This is a genomic window from Sporosarcina sp. FSL K6-3457, from assembly GCF_038007285.1.
Taxonomy (GTDB): domain Bacteria; phylum Bacillota; class Bacilli; order Bacillales_A; family Planococcaceae; genus Sporosarcina.
Genome location: NZ_JBBOWX010000001.1, coordinates 2,298,996 through 2,313,968, shown reverse-complemented (window position 1 = coordinate 2,313,968; position 14,973 = coordinate 2,298,996). Strand labels below are relative to the sequence as shown.

Here is a 14,973-nt window from a genome sequence, read left to right as displayed (position 1 = left end):
CTTCCAACTATCTCCATTCTCTTCATTTTTTATTCATTACGCAATATTGAAGATATCGTTATAATCAGTTGACGCAATGGTTAGAATATGGAAGTTCCGGTAGATGATTTTGTAAGGAGTAGTTTATGATGGATAGTTATTTATTTCCTGTTGTCATGGGTATCATTTTTGGCTTTGTGGCACGAACACTATTATTGCGCACTGATTTCAGGCAATATCCAACGTATCCAACAGGTCGAATCATTCATCTTTCTCTCGGTTTCATCGCGGCTTTTATTGGCGCGGTAGCGATTCCTTCCGTTCTCGAATCTGATTGGGCTGCAGTCACTTTTCTTGGTCTTGCTGCGACGCAATTTCGTGAAATTAGAAAGATGGAAAGGGATTCTCTTGAAAAAATCGATACGAATGAGCTTGTGAAACGTGGTGCGCCATTTATTGAAGGAATGGCGCAAGCGTTCGAAAGTCGAAACTATTTAGTAATGTTCACGGCACTGGTGACGACATTATGTTCCGTTTATGCCATTTGGTTGGGTGTTATAGGTGGGATTGTCATGCTTATTATTGTGAGGTTTAAGATGTCGGGTAAGTTGTTGAATGCAATTGCAGATGTGACAGAAGCAGACATTCGTTTCGAAGGGCCAACGCTGTTTGTTGGAGATATTTTGATTAAAAATGTGGGATTGGAGGATACGAGAAAAACCATCACTGAAAAAGCAGTTGGTGCAATTGTCACTCCGAAAAATGAAAATAGCGTCGTTACATTGTCTTATCTTGGGCAGCGACAAGCGATGTTACACCATGTTGCTACCGTACTGGGTTGTTATCTTGATTCGGGTGAACCGGCGTTGGTTCCATTATCGAAGAGAGATATGGCAGACGGTCGAATAGCGCTGTTCTTTTTGCCGCGGGAAAAAGATTTCGCTCAAATTAAGACAGTATTAGAAAAGGTCCCCGTATTGGACAGCGCAATCCGGATGCCGCAGGAAGCAGATAAAGGGAAATCATAAGAAATTGAGTCTGCAACACCTTACCAACGTAACGCAATGTGTAATTTACAGCATTCCCCAGCTGTTTCGGCATTGTCGAGTTCAACATGAATTCCGCTTGGCGAAAATGTAGTCGTAACCTTACTCGTAATCCCTGTTGATTGGATCAATTCATCCACTTTCTGTTGATTGGATAATTGAGCAGCATCCATGAGGTCATGAGCAAAACCGGGCGAATCTGCAATGTGTTTGATTAGCAGTTGTGATTGTTTAATGACTTCAAGCATTTTTTCCGCTGATGCATGTAGTCGGTGCGTATCGACAGGTGGGAATGGATTTGGGGCGTTTTGTGATGCTATCCAATGTGGGTGAAAATAATGCATGCAAGCTCCTCCTCCCATTTGTTTATGTCTCCTAAACTATGTTCAGAATGGTGAAGAGGATAGGGGTTAGCGGACTATATATACCGTAGAAGTAGCGGTGATTATTATAATCAGTTGCTGCTTTGGTTAAACTACTAGTCATACGAAAGGGAGTTTATATAGTGAATAATCAGCATGCTGAAATTGTCGCGATTATTACGATGAAACCTGAGTTTTTCCAAGGGGGTGGTGCACCTATTTTTATTGTGCAGGATAAAAAGCACTTGCAGAAGGTGAGCTTAACTTTGGAGAAAATTATGGATGCTGCTGCGCATGAAGTGGAAGAGCAGACGATTATTATTGTGGCACGTTAAAATGGGAGGCGTTCATGAATGGATAACACAGCGCGAACAACCGTCGGTCAGCCTGTTGCGCGGATTGATACGCTTGATAAGGCGACAGGGAATGTCAAATATGTTGGGGATCTGGTTGGTCCAGGCATCCTGCACGCCAAACTAGTGACCAGCACAGAAGCACACGCCAACCTCAAATCGGTCGATACGACGGAGGCATGGAAAGTACCGGGAGTGCGCGCAATTATCACGGGAGATGTTTTTCCTTTCCATATTGGGCCACTTCTTGCTGATCGCCCCCCGTTGGCGTTTCAGAAAGTGCGTTACTTCGGGGAACCTATCGCTATTATCGTAGCGGATCATGCACATCAAGGAAAACTTGCCGCCAGTAAGGTAAAAGTCACGTATGAATCATTATCTGTCGTGAATTCTGTGCAACAGGCTTTTCAAATAGATGCACCGTTAGTCCATGATAATTCTGGAGACTATACCAAAATCATCTCAGATGTCTATCCTGTTCCTGGGACGAATATTGGTAGTCATAATAAAATACGAAAGGGAGATTTTGCTGAGGCATGGGCAAACTGTGCGGAAACTATCACCGCAACATATGCCTTTAACTTATCGGATCATGCCGCATTGGAAACACGAAGCACGCAAGTTGAAATCAATTCCGCCGGTAAAGTAACGGTTCATTCCTGTACACAATCACCTTACACGATTAAAAAAGTATTGAACCAATTTTTCAATGTTGAAGTAGGAAATATCATTGTGCATGTGCCGCTCATTGGGGGTGCATTTGGAGGGAAGGGGACGGTCCAATTAGAGCCCCTTGCCTATTTAGCTTCGAGGGCTGTCGGTGGAAAAAAGGTGAAATTACAGTATGAACGAGAAGAGGATTTGATAACTGCACCGTGTCATATTGGGCTGGACGCAGTCATTAAGCTTGGAGTGACGAAAGAGGGGAAGTTACTTGCTGGTCAATATACGTTTCTCGTTGACTCTGGGGCGTATACGGATCAAGCGGCTGGGATCACAAGGGCGATGGCGGTCGACTGTACAGGACCCTACAATGTACCGAATGTTTGGTGTGATGCGTATTGTATGTACACCAATCATCCATATGCGACGTCACTAAGAGGATATGGTCATCCGGAGCTCACGTTTGCTGTTGAGAGGACGATGGACAAATTAGCGAGGCAGTTAGGGATGGATCCTGTCCAATTACGGCTCATCAATGCCATTAAGCCTGGTGATACGACACCAACCCAAACCGTCCTCACCGCAAATACGGTTGGCGATGCAGCCAAATGTCTCACCCGGGCAAAGGAATTGATTGACTGGGATACGGATGGTGAAGGATATAAAGGTATCAGTTTATTTTGGAAAACATCATCAACGGCAACGAATGCCCAAGCAGGTGCCATTATTACATTTGAAGCAGATGGTTCTGTTAATTTGAACTGTGCTGCAGTTGAACTGGGACAAGGGACAAAAACAGTGCTTGCCCAAATTGTTGCGGAAAAATTGAAAATCGATATGGTGAATATCCATGTGAAAATGGAAGTGAATACGCAATACGATCCTCATCAGTGGAGGACAGTGGCGAGTAGTACAACCTTCTTGGCAGGGCGGGCGGTATTTGCAGCGGCAGAAGATGCTATCCGCCAATTGAAGAAAACCGCAGCCATCATTTTACAATGTGCAGAGGATGATGTAGATGTTGCAGGTGGTCGCGTTTTTGTCAAAGCGAATCCGGAGTTTGGCGTAACCTTTCAGTCTATTGCCTTAGGCTATACATTTCCGAATGGACATACTGTTGGAGGACAAGTTATCGGTGTTGGCAAACATACGCAGAGGCATTTGACGCCGCTCGACAAAGAGACAGGATTCGGCAACCCTGGGCCTTGGTGGTCAGTTGGCGCACAGGCTATCGAGGTTAAGTATAACGAAAGAGACTGTACGTATAAGCTATTGAAAGCAGTTACTGTGCTGGATGGAGGAATGATTATGAATCCGGCGACAGCGACCCAGCAAATGCGAGGGGGCATGTATTTGGGCTTGAGTCTAGCAAGTAGTGAAACGTTTATGTTTGATGACAAGGGTATTCCGCAAAATTACGATTTACGAAATTATCAAATGCTCCGGTTTGGAGAACAGCCGATAGAGTACCTTGTCGATTTTGTCGAAACACCAGCCGTCGATGGACCATACGGGGCTCGTGGCATTGGTGAGTATGGTGTAATTGGTGTAGGATCAGCACTTGCAAATGGATTATCATCGGCGGCGCAAGTCGAACTAAATAACTTGCCACTTACTCCAGAATTTATATGGAAAACAAAGAGGGAGAGTGGCCAATGATTGCATTCGACTTTGATTATTATAAACCCTCCTCACTTAGTGAAGCAGTAGGAACGTATCAGTTAGCTGATCAAGCTGGCAAACAGGCCATTTTTTATGCAGGGGGCACAGAATTCATTACATTCGCCCGGACGAATAAAAAAAGAGCGGATGTAGTGATTGATATTAAAGGAATTCCTGAATGTATGATGTTGGAAGTCATTGGAGATGAATTGATAATCGGTGCGGCTGTTTCACTAACAACTATTGTGGAATCGAATCTATTTCCTTTATTGGGAGAGACGGTGCAACGAATAGCGGATCATACTTCACGTAATAAAATTACGATTGGTGGTAACCTCAATAGTCATTTCATCTACCGGGAAGGTATTTTACCCTTCTTATTGGTGAACGCGAAGGGAATGATTGCGGGCAAGGGAAAAGAGAAGATACTTCCATTAGACCAAATCTTAAACGGGGGACTAGCCAAAGGTGAACTTCTTGTACAAATTCATGTCGATCAATCCTATACCAATTTGCCTTTTAGTACAATCAAACGAACAAGAATGTCAAAAGTGGGATACCCGATTGTGACCGTGGCAGCACTGGAAAAGGATAATCAGATTAGAACTGCTTTTAGTGGGATTTGTGAATTTCCATTTAGGTCTGATGAAATTGAGAAGTTATTAAATGATTTATCCTTAACGCAAGAGGAGCGAGTCATTCAGGCAATCGCCCTTCTTCCAGGTCCAGTCGTGCAGGACATCCATGCGTCGACAGCGTACCGTCTATTCGTGTTGAAAAATGTGCTAACAGACACATTGAATGCTATGGAGGCGAATAAATGATTGCTTCAAATGATTCACCTGAAAAAATTATCCAATTACATGTCAACGGAGAAACCCGCAATGCCGTCATACGATCTGCCGATACATTGCTGCATACATTACGCGAGCAACTCGGACTAACTGCCGCCAAACCGGCTTGTGAAAATGGCGATTGTGGTGCCTGTACAGTCATCATTGACGGACAACCGATGCATTCCTGCCTTTCTTTAACGATTGAAACGGTGCATCAGTCGATTACAACGAATGAAGGACTGTTGGATTCGCCGTTGCAACAGGCATTTGTCGACAAATGGGCGATTCAATGTGGCTATTGTACATCAGGATTTATCACCAACTGTCATGCACTTGTTGGGCAGCATCCTGATGCAGATGATACAACGATCGATGAGTGGCTGGCATCGAATCTATGTAGATGTACAGGGTATCAGGAAATCAAAGAGGCAGTGAAGAGCGTTTTACAAATGAAAAAACCATCGTCAACAATTTAAACTTTGTTGACGATGGTTTTTCTATGTCTAGGTCTCCAATGTCAGTCGCCTGCGCTATGTGACGAAAATGAAAGGATACTGTAAGCTGATTCTATATCGTTTGTACATGTGAATTACTATAATAAATCAGAATAGGAGGAGAATATTTTGCAACCCATTGAACGGAACAATCGTATTGATACACTCGATTATATAAGAGGATTTGCTTTAGTCGGTATTATATTGGTTAATATTCTTGCGTTGCTTTCTGTGAAAATACCAGATTCAGATACGTTTGGCCAAACTTATCAACGATTTTTACTATTGTTTGTTGAAGGTAGATTTTTCACTATTTTTTCCTTTTTATTCGGTGTTGGATTTTATCTGTTCATTAGCCGTGCTCGGGCAAAAGGAGAAAATGGTGTTCTATTGTTTGTCAGACGAATGAGTGCATTACTGTTGATGGGGATTATTCATATGGTATTTCATCCTGGTGAAGCTTTAGCAATTTATGCGATTTGTGGGTTGATAATTCTACCATTTCACAGAATGAAAAAGGAAATCAATCTGATTATCGGACTTGCGTTATTAATCTGGACGAGTTACTTATCTTTGAAAGCATTAATGCCTTTGCCACTAATTTTACTAGGATATGTAGCTGGACAATATCAGGTTTTTGAGGATTTACATAAAAAAGTTCGCGGGACAGCCATTTTTACTATCGCCATGTTCGTGTTGAGTGCCATAGGCCTGCTGATTCAATATAAGCATGTACCGTCCGAACCATTTTACCCGTATATTTTAGAGGGGGTTAGTGATCCGGTGATTGAACAGATTAGTGAGTTTTTGGAGATTGGTCTGATGATTGGACCATTTATTTCTGCTTTTTACGTCGGTATGCTGATACTATTGCTCCAATTGCCGGTAATGCAAAAAGTGTTGTCACCCTTAAAATATTATGGACGAATGGCATTAACGAATTACTTAATGCAAACAGTACTAATTTTACTTGCTGGGTACCTATTTGGTTTGTTTGATCGTTTTTCTTATATGCAATCCCTATTCCTTTGTATAGGGATATGTCTGTTCCAATTCATCTTCAGTAAAATATGGTTGCATTTCTTTTTATATGGACCGATGGAATGGATTTGGCGGTTGTGGACGTACTTTAAAGTGCCGGCTTTTATGAAGAATCGAAAAACCCTATCATCGTCGAGTTGAAATTCGGCGATGATAGGGTTGTTTACCCTTTTTTGAAGCTATTATTTCCGTTGTTTAATGTTTGGATGAGCTGCAATGTTTGTGCTGCTTGTTCAATTTGTTGTCGGACTTGTTCGAGTTGCTGCTGGATAGCCGTAGTCGACTCCGTGACGGCTATGCCTTGCATCTGATTCATAAGCTGCGAGGCCTGTTGAAGCTGTTGCTGCGCTTGTCGCACGGCTTGTACGTCATTGGTGGCATTACTTTGCTTTAATGTTTGAACAGCTTGTTGCATCGTTTGAAGTGCTTGTTTCTTTAGTGCTTGAAATTGCTGTTCGATTTGTGTGGGATTTGCCTGCGTTTGTTGTTTCATGCAAAGGACTCCTTTCGGTTGTGTCCTTTATAGTGTGGGTGAAGGGGTTGGGTTTTAATCAGGGAATGTTGGGGTTTATATATCGAAATATTTCTCTAGTTAACGTTAATCAAAGAACGTATGTGTGGTATAATGAAAGAATAATAGAATAGGTGACTCAAGGGTGGTCGGCTCACCCCTCTTTGAAAGGGGGTGACGCCAATGTCAGTATTTGAATTGCTAATGTTTGCTGTAGCTTTTGCAACATTGATTGTGCTGATACTTACATTTACACATAAAAAATAACCCATCCTTGAGTTAGTGGCTCAGTTAGGATGAGTTATTTTACACCTGATGCCGATTCCCTTGTAGGGAACCTGCTATTATACTGATCGTTCGATGTTGATGCATCGGACGATCTTTTTTTTATTATAATCTATCTTACAGCTTATTATACGCCGGAAGTAGGGTTCTGACAACTGCCTAGTATTGTTTGGCTATAATTATCCCTCCAATGCTCGATTAACCGCCTCAATCGCATGGATAATCGTCGTATCAAATAATGGCACATCCGCATCTTCTGGCTTCACCAACAACCCAATTTCCGTACAGCCCAATATGATACCTTCAGCACCTTCATCGACTAATAGCTGGATTACTTTTTTATAATACTCCCTGGAGGATTGTTGAATATTCCCCAAACACAATTCTTCAAAAATCACTCGATTGATAACCTCGCGATCCTCTTGGTTGGGGATTAAAACTGTAATACCCATAGATGCTATCCGTGACTTATAAAAGTCTTGCTCCATTGTATATTTCGTGCCGAGTAGTCCAACCTTACTGATTCCTGCTTGCTGAATTTGAGTGGCGGTGGCATCGGCAATATGTAAAATGGGCAAGTTCACCTGCTCTTCGATATAATCAATGACCTTGTGCATCGTATTGGTACAAAGAACAATCATGTCAGCACCAGCTTTTTCTAAAGATTGCGCCGCATCAGTTAGTACTTTACCGGCAGTCTCCCAATCGCCAGCCACTTGATAGCGTTCGATTTCTGCAAAGTCTACGCTAAACAAAATACACTTGGCTGAATGCAATCCACTTAGTCTATTTTTTACTTCTTCGTTCAGAATACGATAATATTCTGCAGATGACTCCCAACTCATTCCACCAATAAGTCCAATTGTTTTCATAGGAAATCTCCTCCAAATAGAAGTGTGAGTTTTATTGTGATTATTCAATCTGTATTGGTATTATACATTTGAATCAATGTACTGACAATCACTCACTTTATACTCTACTTCATGGTTTCGCCCTTTGGCATCCATATAGCGAAAAAATGGCGCTGTAGTTAACATAATATTATTATTGAAAAGGAATTTTTGCTGCCATTCATTTATAGTTTTTATTAGAACTTTAGGTGATTAGCTGAATTAATTGTTAATTAAAGGATGAAGTTGTTCTGAAAAGCACTTCAAGAACGTATGTATGAAGTAGGGGAATCGATTAGAATAGGGAACACTAGGTTTCCCCATATCTCTAGTGAAATCCAACCTTAACAGAGAGGAGGTCTTATCACTCATTAAACATGATTTCAAGTATACCCAGCAGTGTTATTTAACATATTCTGAATCTAAGCATTTTATTCGTAGTAAACTTTATTATTTGCGATATCTGAAATTAAGTAGGAGTGATATGTTAGAAAGAGAACGCCAACTGTGGAAACATGAAAGGGGGGATTACAAATGACGATATTCCAGACGATTGTACTGATGATAAGCTTTTCTTCATTAATTGTTGCGGTCATTGGACTAGCTGAAAAAATCTCTCAAAAAAAATAATCCACCTTTGAGTATAGCGCCCAAGTGGATTATTGTATGAATTGATCCGATTCCTTTAAAAAGAACCTAGTCTCTAATTTATTGACCGTTCGATGTTGGCGCATCGGGCGGTCATATTACTATAAGCATCATCTAGATATATTATACGCAGAAGTCTCGAAGTTTGCTAGAAAATTAGTTGATGTTCGAAAAGTTGTCATCTATTCTCATAGAGTCATATGATATGCTACTGTGAACTATATACATAGCATTTCTCTATTTTAAATTTACGAAATTAGATGAACAATAAGCATTGAAGACGGAGGAATATTCGTGATGAAAAGAGTGATTGGACTAAGTATAGTAGCGCTATTAATCGGTATGATGATAGTTATCATGGTAAAGTCAAATATCGAACAGCTTGAACCAATTGATGAGTCGCTTGCTACTGCGAGATTTCCCAAGCCTGCCGAAGAGTCCGGATTAAAGATCGGGGAAACACCACCTGATTTTGAGCTGACCACCATTTCTGGGGATCTTATTAAATTGTCGGATTTGAAGGGGAAAAAGGTGATTTTGAATTTTTGGACATCCTGGTGTACGTGGTGTAAGGCGGAGATGCCTTATATGGAAAACTATTATCAGCAGTACAAAGAATCCGCAAACGTTGAAATTATGGCGATTAATATGACTGATTCAGAGCATCAGGGGATTAAGGGGGTGCAGCGTTTTGTGGATGCCTATGGGTTAACTTTCCCGATTCCGCTTGATATAGATGGTGAAATAGAGATTGCATACAGAATTACATCCTTTCCAACAACATATATGCTTGGAAGCGATGGGAAGATTGGGCAACGAATTGTCGGTCCTATGGATGAAGATAGAATGAAGGATTTGGTGGATAATCTTGAATAAATTGAATTTGACCAATAATATTATTATGTAAACTAATGATGATACAGATTAATCCGAAGAAGAGAATTTAAGACTTAAATTCTACCAAGCAATTTTCACAAATACAAACTTTTTCACGATCAGGAGCTAACTGGTCGAAAATCTCTTTTGGAAAGCCTGCTTCAAAACACCAACAGACGCCTGCTGAAGGATTATTAGTCAACCCACACTTATTATCTTCCTGGCAGAGCGGACAAAGTTTCGCTTGATTCATTTACAATCACCTTTACTTTTTAAAATTTGACTCCATTATACCGTCAATCTTTTCAAAAAAACAACATCTACTAGAGAGAACAAACAAACTTAGGGTAGGGGTGAATGGCTGTGGCGAAAAGAAATCGTGGAAAAGTATTGAATCGGCTGCCGTCCAACGGGAGAGGCGATTGCCCTTTATGTGATCGGAAAAGAGTCAAGTTATTGTACGCCCATAAAATGGAGCCTACTAAAACTGTGCAAGTGTGTAAATTTTGTCGAGATAAATGAATGGCTGTACACCGCTTTTCACAGGCGGTGTACTTTTTTTGTCTATAATGAAAAGCAAAGGTATAAAACGATTTCAAACTTTTTCAGAACTATATACGAATATACTTATAGGATGGTAATGATCATGGGGAAGCATGTGGTGAACTATGGAAAATGACAAGCGTTGGATACGCCAAATACAGAAAAATGGTAACGAGGCTGCCGCAAATAATCTTGTTTCAAAGTATTATAACGAGATGTATGTCTTTATGTATAAGCAAACACTCAATCAGGAGCTGGCACTCGATCTCACACAAGAAATATTTATTAGCGTCTTGAAGTCGATTCACAGTTATGACTATAAGAAAGCATCATTTCGAACCTGGTTGTATAAGCTGGCCTCTAATCGGCTCGTCGATTATTTCCGGTCGAAAAACTATAAAGATATTCAGCTCATCCAGCCTATCGAGGATTACGACTTTGAGGATGAGCATGATATGACCCTTTCACTCGAGTACAAAGATGATGTTGAAAGGGCAACAGCACTTATTAATGAACTGGATGCCAGCTCACAGCAAGTCGTCCGCCTTAAACTATTTGGGGATTATACGTTTCAGGAAATCGCTGAAATCGAAACGATTCCACCATCGACGGTGAAAACAAAATACTACGCGGCATTGAAAAAAATTCGAAAAGGAATGGGGAAAGCTCATAATGATTAAAGAAAAATTGCATATCCCAATGCCAGATGAACGGACAATACAGCTAGAAATTGACCAAATTGTTGCCGAAGGTGTTCAGCAGCAACAATCTTTCCCTTCTTATTTGAAGTCTATGGTGCAACAAGTCGGTTTCAAGCATTTGTTTGCTGATCGGCTAGAGCTTGTGTACATCACCTGTACGGCGCTTATCGCATGCATGATGATTTTTTTTCAAGTTGGGCCTGAACGACTAGATGTACACGAGTTATATGGCTTTATCTTTCTGTTATCACCAATTCTATTTGTTAGTTTTTCAGCTTACACCTATGTTTCTAAAGTGAGAAATGCCACTTTTGAAATCGAGATGTCGTGTAAATACAATGTTTACCAAGTCATTGCTTTCAGGATGTTGGTATTTAGTGCGATTTCTATTGTGGTCAATACAATCGTCATCGTCTTGCTTGTCTTTTTATACGAAGACATTCAATTTCTGCGAGCATTTATGATTTCACTTACAGCGCTGTTCACATTTTCCATCCTGTTTTTATACGGCATGATGAAACGTCGTTCGACTGTTGCTGTAGCTAGCATCCTTACCGGCTGGATTGTTGGAAATCTGTTATTGCGCTTCTCGAATTATTCGCTGTACACCCAGATGCTCGTCGCGCTTCCACTCTTTATCTATGGTCTAGTACTTGGCGGCACCTTTTATATCTATTTGAAATACCTTGGAAAATTAATTCATTTCAAACAAACAGAAGGGGCGTTTTAATATGATTATCGTGAAAGATATTAGTAAACAATATGGGAATTTTACGGCACTCAAAAATATCAATTTGGAGTTCACAAATGGGCTCTACGGACTACTCGCCCCAAATGGTGCGGGTAAAACGACATTGATCAAGATGCTGGCAACATTGATTTCGCCAAGTGAAGGAGAAATTCTTTATAACGGGAAAAATATCGTAGCGATGGATGAGGACTATCGTTCTTTACTCGGCTATTTGCCACAGCAATTTGGTTACTATAAAAATTACACACCGAAGCAGTATTTACTTTATTTAGCAGCGTTAAAGGGCATTGGAAAAAAAGAAGCTATGGCGAAAATTGATGACTTGCTAGAAAAAGTGGCTTTGAGTGAGGTCACAAATAAAAAGATGAAGAAATTTTCCGGGGGAATGATTCAGCGGATCGGTATTGCGCAGTCACTGTTAAATGATCCTAAAATCCTCATTTTGGACGAGCCGACTGCGGGATTGGATCCGAAAGAACGTGCGCGCTTTCGCCATCTGCTCACTGAACTTGCACGAGATAGACTAGTCATCGTTTCTACACATATCGTGTCAGACGTCGAGACGATTGCCAACGAAATCATTATGATTAAAAATCATGAGTTGCTCTATAAAGACTCGGTCGAAAAGATATGTGCAACGTTAGACGGACATGTCTTTGAAACGACGATTCCTTATGAACAACTGGAGGCTTATCGAAAACAGTATGTGCTGTTATCAGAGAAGCAGCATCAAGGTGCAATGGTAATTCGATTCATCCATAAAGGGGAAGCCGAGGCGAACTGGCTGCCACTCATTCCGCAGCTAGAAGATGTTTTTCTCTATGAATACCGAGATGATATCCAGGCGGAAGTGTGATGGCTATGCGCATCGTCTGGTATGAATGCAAAAAAGCGTTAACGTCACCTATACTCATTGGGCTTCTCTTATTATTTATAGCTTTCAATATTTTTGTGATTATGAACAATTCTTATTTCAAAGATGAATTGAAGGTTGCGAATGAATTAATTGAAAAATATGGACGGGAAATTACGGACCAATCATTATTGCAATTTGAAAAGGATCTTCAAGCTAATCTAATACAACTGAAAGAAATAACGGGGCAACAATTTAGTAGCGTCTATGATTTTGTTGAACAATTACCCTATGAAAAGCGTGAATTGTATAGCGAAAAAGATTGGCATTTCATCGATCAATTGCAGTTGAAGGAAATGTACTTTGGCATGGCAAATGATATAGACGAGAGCTATGCGAGTATAGATTTGGAAAAAGTTGCGGCAAACGACATTGCGAGATATGGTTTGAGCGGTAATGCAGAGAAGACACTTCTACGAGAATACGACAAGTTTTCACAGCGTTTTGAGGAAATGAAACAGAATGGCGAGCATAAAGAGTGGTTTTTTGCAGGGAAAGCGTACTTCATGCATAGTTTTCTGTTTAAAACGGTCTTTCAGCATATTGCGATAGAAGCATTGATGCTCATCATATTATCGACTGCTTTGATTACGAATTATGAATTTGAAAACAGAACGCATCTTGTGACATATGGTACAGCGAAGGGCAGGCGATTAATGAAGGATAAGCTTGGGGCTTCAGTCGTGATGGCGGTGTTGTTAACAACCTTTATTCTAGTGAATACACTTATTGCCTATTTCACAGTCTTCGATTATATGAGCCTATGGAGAACCTCTATTAGTAGTGCGTTCAATTGGGAGTACAACTTCCCGAATGTTGCATGGTGGGACTTATCGGTAGGATCGTTTTTAGCTGGCGTGATTGTCATTGTCTATATCACCATGCTGTTATTTTCAGGTTTGACCTTTGCGCTGACTACGCTTGTGAAAAACAGCTATACAGCTGCCATACTGATGGCCACCTTTTTCGTCCTTGCGTTATTGATACCTGGCTTCATGCCGACATCTTCAAATTTGTTATTCATCACTAGCTATAATTTATCGGTACTTGTGCTGAATATACCTGCATCGTTTATGGGAAGCAGCGGTCTCGTCATGTTCAAAAATTTTGAGTGGCTGACAACCGTTTGTTGGACGATGATAACAATTCTGTTTTGTCTATTTTCTTTGAAATGGTTCAGCAAAAAGGATATTCAGTAAGGGGAGATGACGATGCGAGTTTTATGGAATGAATTAAAGAAAATCTTGACGTGGAAAATCTTACTGCTGCTTGTTTTAGTCAATAGTGTGCTCTATTATTTGCTCATTCAGTTTGATATTGAACATTTTCCGAATGGTAGGCCAGCACTTGATTCCTATAATATTGGAATTGAAATGATTGAGAAATATGGGACGCAGATGGATGAGGAAGAATTTCTTGATTTTAAAGAAGTATATGATGCGCAAGTGAAGGAAGCTGATTTGTATATTAAATCCCAAAAGGGGTTTGTGGATGTTGGCATTGATAGCTATGAGCAATTTAATGCATACAATTGGGTGAATGCTTCCACAGAAGCAGATGAGCTACGCAATACTATATTTCACAAAGAGAAAATCGATACATTTTGGGAGCTTCAAGAAAGGAGCCGTCTCATTGAGTTTTATGAATGGAAGGAGCATATTTCAGACTCTTACGGTGCTAAGCAAAAAAATCGTGTAGAGGCATTAATTGCTGCGAAAAACCATGATGTGTATCCAGAAGTAGTTATTATGAATTTCAGAGATTTCATTGGTAATGTGGCAATTACGATTTTGTTCAGCATCGTGCTAGTGATTTCACCGATGATACTGAGGGATCGAATGCGGCAAGTACTTGCTTTGCAATACACATCGAAAGCAGGAAGAAATCTTTATAAGACGAAAATTATTGCGGGGCTGATTTCAACATTCTTCGTGATAACAGCATTGCTCGCAGTCTATTTCAGTATCTATTCATTAAATAATACAGCTATGTATTTTGATGTACCGATTAACACATTCATCGGAAGTTTATCATGGTATGATCCAACGTTTTTCCAATATATCTTGTTATGTATTGCTGCGATTTATATAATTGGTTTTGTCTTCAGCCTATTGGCGATGTCTTTTTCAAGTATTGTACCCAATAGTATGGCGCTGATTGGTATTCAAATTCCGTTTGTTGTTGGGATGATTATCTTGATGGGAGGACCATTAATGCGGTATATCATTTCTATTGGCAATCCACAGTGGCTGGCCTCTACGGTATATGGTTTGATGGTGGTTGCAAGTCTACTCTTTATCATCGTTCTTTGGAAAAGAGAGAAGAAGCGGGATATCGTGTTGTAAGTAGAATTACACATGATAATATAATAAAAGCACATCACTAGTTACTAGGTGACGTGCTTTTATTCATTTATTAC

17 protein-coding genes are annotated in these 14,973 nt (G+C 40.4%); 13 read left to right on the top strand and 4 right to left on the bottom strand.

Annotated features, from left to right (window positions below; translation table 11 throughout):
* Positions 1-128: 128 nt before the first annotated feature.
* Positions 129-1,007 (top strand): YIEGIA family protein, encoded by an 879-nt coding sequence (locus N1I80_RS10990; RefSeq protein ID WP_340737911.1) that lies wholly within the window; start codon positions 129-131, stop codon positions 1,005-1,007.
* Between the two features lie 20 nt (positions 1,008-1,027).
* On the opposite strand, the gene N1I80_RS10985 is transcribed toward N1I80_RS10990, so the two are convergent.
* Positions 1,028-1,369, bottom strand: coding sequence for a hypothetical protein (locus tag N1I80_RS10985; RefSeq protein ID WP_340737910.1), 342 nt, complete (start codon positions 1,367-1,369; stop codon positions 1,028-1,030).
* Between the two features lie 161 nt (positions 1,370-1,530).
* Here N1I80_RS10985 and N1I80_RS10980 point away from each other — a divergent pair, with 161 nt between their 5' ends.
* The 5 genes from N1I80_RS10980 (at position 1,531) to N1I80_RS10960 (ending at position 6,577) form a co-directional block, all read left to right on the top strand.
* Positions 1,531-1,722 carry a capping complex subunit for YIEGIA gene (locus tag N1I80_RS10980; RefSeq protein WP_340737909.1) on the top strand — a complete coding sequence of 64 codons (192 nt, stop codon included), beginning with the start codon at positions 1,531-1,533 and terminating at the stop codon, positions 1,720-1,722.
* A gap of 18 nt (positions 1,723-1,740) precedes the next feature.
* Positions 1,741-4,062: a xanthine dehydrogenase family protein molybdopterin-binding subunit gene (locus N1I80_RS10975; protein ID WP_340737908.1), complete on the top strand. Its 2,322-nt coding sequence runs from the start codon at positions 1,741-1,743 to the stop codon at positions 4,060-4,062.
* Positions 4,059-4,889: an FAD binding domain-containing protein gene (locus N1I80_RS10970; protein ID WP_340737907.1), complete on the top strand. Its 831-nt coding sequence runs from the start codon at positions 4,059-4,061 to the stop codon at positions 4,887-4,889. The genes N1I80_RS10975 and N1I80_RS10970 overlap by 4 nt, the downstream gene beginning before the upstream one ends.
* On the top strand, positions 4,886-5,377 hold the full coding sequence (locus tag N1I80_RS10965; protein WP_340737906.1) for a (2Fe-2S)-binding protein: 492 nt from the start codon (positions 4,886-4,888) through the stop codon (positions 5,375-5,377). Before N1I80_RS10970 ends, N1I80_RS10965 begins: the two co-directional genes overlap by 4 nt.
* 147 nt (positions 5,378-5,524) lie before the next feature.
* Positions 5,525-6,577 carry a DUF418 domain-containing protein gene (locus N1I80_RS10960; RefSeq protein WP_340737905.1) on the top strand — a complete coding sequence of 351 codons (1,053 nt, stop codon included), beginning with the start codon at positions 5,525-5,527 and terminating at the stop codon, positions 6,575-6,577.
* A 22-nt stretch (positions 6,578-6,599) separates the two neighbouring features.
* Here N1I80_RS10960 and N1I80_RS10955 read toward each other — a convergent pair whose 3' ends face one another.
* Together N1I80_RS10955 and N1I80_RS10950 are read right to left on the bottom strand one after the other, a co-directional pair.
* Positions 6,600-6,929, bottom strand: coding sequence for a hypothetical protein (locus N1I80_RS10955; protein WP_340737904.1), 330 nt, complete (start codon positions 6,927-6,929; stop codon positions 6,600-6,602).
* Between the two features lie 482 nt (positions 6,930-7,411).
* Positions 7,412-8,104, bottom strand: coding sequence for an aspartate/glutamate racemase family protein (locus tag N1I80_RS10950; RefSeq protein WP_340737903.1), 693 nt, complete (start codon positions 8,102-8,104; stop codon positions 7,412-7,414).
* Between the two features lie 552 nt (positions 8,105-8,656).
* Here N1I80_RS10950 and N1I80_RS10945 point away from each other — a divergent pair.
* Both N1I80_RS10945 and N1I80_RS10940 read left to right on the top strand, forming a co-directional pair.
* Positions 8,657-8,752, top strand: coding sequence for a putative holin-like toxin (locus tag N1I80_RS10945; RefSeq protein WP_340737902.1), 96 nt, complete (start codon positions 8,657-8,659; stop codon positions 8,750-8,752).
* A 315-nt stretch (positions 8,753-9,067) separates the two neighbouring features.
* On the top strand, positions 9,068-9,646 hold the full coding sequence (locus tag N1I80_RS10940; RefSeq protein WP_340740029.1) for a redoxin domain-containing protein: 579 nt from the start codon (positions 9,068-9,070) through the stop codon (positions 9,644-9,646).
* Positions 9,647-9,713: 67 nt separating this feature from the next.
* Here N1I80_RS10940 and N1I80_RS10935 read toward each other — a convergent pair whose 3' ends face one another.
* Positions 9,714-9,899, bottom strand: a complete 186-nt coding sequence (locus N1I80_RS10935) for a cysteine-rich CWC family protein (RefSeq protein WP_340737901.1) — start codon at positions 9,897-9,899, stop codon at positions 9,714-9,716.
* Between the two features lie 415 nt (positions 9,900-10,314).
* On the opposite strand from N1I80_RS10935, the gene N1I80_RS10930 reads away from it, so the two are divergent.
* From N1I80_RS10930 to N1I80_RS10910, 5 genes are read left to right on the top strand one after another with little or no spacing between them, the layout of a single operon-like run.
* Positions 10,315-10,869 carry an RNA polymerase sigma factor gene (locus N1I80_RS10930; protein WP_340737900.1) on the top strand — a complete coding sequence of 185 codons (555 nt, stop codon included), beginning with the start codon at positions 10,315-10,317 and terminating at the stop codon, positions 10,867-10,869.
* The gene (locus N1I80_RS10925; protein WP_340737899.1) at positions 10,862-11,620 is read left to right on the top strand and encodes a hypothetical protein; all 759 of its coding nucleotides are present in this window, start codon (positions 10,862-10,864) and stop codon (positions 11,618-11,620) included. The genes N1I80_RS10930 and N1I80_RS10925 overlap by 8 nt, the downstream gene beginning before the upstream one ends.
* A gap of 1 nt (position 11,621) precedes the next feature.
* Complete coding sequence (locus N1I80_RS10920; protein ID WP_340737898.1) at positions 11,622-12,497, top strand: ABC transporter ATP-binding protein; 876 nt, start codon at positions 11,622-11,624, stop codon at positions 12,495-12,497.
* Positions 12,497-13,753, top strand: coding sequence for a hypothetical protein (locus N1I80_RS10915; RefSeq protein WP_340737897.1), 1,257 nt, complete (start codon positions 12,497-12,499; stop codon positions 13,751-13,753). The genes N1I80_RS10920 and N1I80_RS10915 overlap by 1 nt, the downstream gene beginning before the upstream one ends.
* 12 nt (positions 13,754-13,765) lie before the next feature.
* A complete protein-coding gene (locus N1I80_RS10910; protein ID WP_340737896.1) occupies positions 13,766-14,899 on the top strand; it encodes a hypothetical protein in 1,134 nt (377 codons plus the stop codon).
* The last annotated feature ends 74 nt before the right edge of the window (positions 14,900-14,973 follow it).